The 1,931-nt window shown below is 43.7% G+C and carries 2 protein-coding genes and 1 pseudogene; all 3 read left to right on the forward strand.

From position 1 onward, the window contains the following. Positions 1 to 741, forward strand: a 741-nt coding sequence (gspN, locus tag AWW72_RS09415) for a type II secretion system protein N (protein WP_062847164.1), incomplete at its 5' end; no start/stop codon positions are given. After that, a complete protein-coding gene (locus tag AWW72_RS09420; protein WP_062847165.1) occupies positions 741 to 1,580 on the forward strand; it encodes a type II secretion system protein N in 840 nt (279 codons plus the stop codon). The genes gspN and AWW72_RS09420, both read left to right, overlap by 1 nt. Positions 1,581 to 1,620: 40 nt before the next feature. Beyond that, a pseudogene (locus tag AWW72_RS09425) lies at positions 1,621 to 1,931 on the forward strand (type II secretion system secretin GspD); the annotation flags it as partial.

Below are 1,931 nucleotides of genomic sequence, written 5' to 3' on the forward strand. Positions count from 1 at the left end.
AAGAAAAAAACCAAGCAATGGAGATGGTGGCTTTTCGCCATTTTTGCATTTTTAATTTTTATTATTTTACAAATTCCAGCGACATGGTTAATTGCAAAATTCTCAAAAGATAATCAAATATTACATAATGTCAGCGGCAATATCTGGCAGGGGCAGGCAGATTGGCAACGTGGCCAGCTGCGAGGTTCAGTTCATTGGAAAACCCGTCCTTTAGATTTGTTGTTGTTACGTCTGGGCGCAAATCTTGATATCCATAGCGGCAATACGCAATTCAGTGGGGTATTCGGTTATGGTTTAGGTCAAAAAATCATGATCAAGGATCTTCAAGGCGCTATTTCTCCTGAAACATTAAAGTATTTTGCCAATTGGCAATGGCCTGAAAATTCTATTCAATTGAAAGACGTACAATTTAACTATCAAAAAGAAAAAGGGTTTAGTGCTGCGCAAGGTCAATTGAACTGGGGTGGCGGGGCATTGAGCTATACCTTTGGTCAGCGTCAAGACCGTATGAATATGCCGTCATTGGTGGCTGAGATAAAAGATGAGAACGGCCAACTCCAGATTGATATTCGTGATCAGCGTAGCCAGAAAATGGGAAATCTCAGCTTAGATGCCAACTTGATGTTAGATGTGCAGTTGACGCAACGGATGTTGTTGAATATTCCCTCCTATCAGGGTAAAGCTGGACTAGATACCTATGTAATTAGTTCACGCCAGCCGTTGTTGCAGGGTGGTTTCTGATGAAAGCAATTACTCAAAAAATGCAACAATTGCGTTGGCAGAAGCTTGATAAGTTAAGTGGCCTGATTCTGGCTTTACTGATTTTATGGTTATGCTGGAAGTTAGCTTCATTGTTCTGGTGGGTGGTTGCACCGCCACAACCGATGCAGTTTGATCGGGTGGAACTCGGTTCGCAGCAAGCCCAGGTTCCAAACATCAGCTCATTTGCTTTATTTAATGAGCCAGCGGCAGCTTCGGCAGATGATAATGTCAATCTGGAGTTGCAAGGTGTATTGCTTGGTCACCCAAATCACTTGTCTTCTGCGGTCATTAAAATGAATGATACAGCTGAACGCTATCGAGTAGGTGAAACGGTGGGCTCAACCTCGTATCAACTCTCCGAAGTGTATTGGGATCATGTGATTTTGCGACAAGCTAATGGCGCAACACGAGAAGTCAAATTCAAAGGATTGGACAATGGTTTATATCAACCGGCAGCACCTGTTTTAAATAATGGATCGAGTGTCCCGCCAGCAGCAGCGCCTGCGCCTACCCAGAGCTCCCCTCAATCTGCACTTGGACAGGCAATCCAGCAAATGCAGGATAACCGAGAGCAATATCTGAAAAATATGGGCGTAAGCAATGGCGGGGATGGCTATGAAATATCGGACAAGACGCCGTCGAATTTAAAAAATACCTTAGGTTTACGTTCGGGTGATCGTATTTTATCGATCAATGGACAAACCGTCGGGCAAGGACTCAACGAAGTACAATTATTAGAGCAAGTACGTCGTGAAGGGCATGCCAAAATAGAAATAAAACGTGGTGATCAGGTGATGACCATACAACAAAGTTTTTAGTGATCACACGTCACATATCAGTTAGGAATAAGTGCAGGTTATGGCTTTCTTGAATCATCAACGTCCACTTTGGGCATTACTTGCCGCAGCACCTTTGGTAGCGACAATCAGTACCCATGCGCAAGCACAAACATGGAAGATCAATCTACGTGATGCGGACTTAACAGCATTTATTAATGAAGTTGCTGATATTACAGGTAAGAACTTTGCTGTTGATCCGCGTGTACGTGGCAATGTGACGGTTATTTCCAACAAGCCGCTGAATAAGGATGAGGTTTACGACCTGTTCTTGGGCGTGCTCAACGTCAATGGTGTGGTAGCACTTCCTTCGGGAAATACGATCAAACTGGT

Origin of the sequence: Acinetobacter sp. NRRL B-65365, from assembly GCF_001605865.1 — a bacterium.
Lineage (GTDB): Bacteria > Pseudomonadota > Gammaproteobacteria > Pseudomonadales > Moraxellaceae > Acinetobacter > Acinetobacter vivianii.

Bases quoted from the DNA above. Each gene is read 5' to 3' on its own strand.
- AWW72_RS09420 (WP_062847165.1), top strand. From the start codon at position 741: ATGAAAGCAATTACTCAAAAAATGCAACAATTGCGTTGGCAGAAGCTT.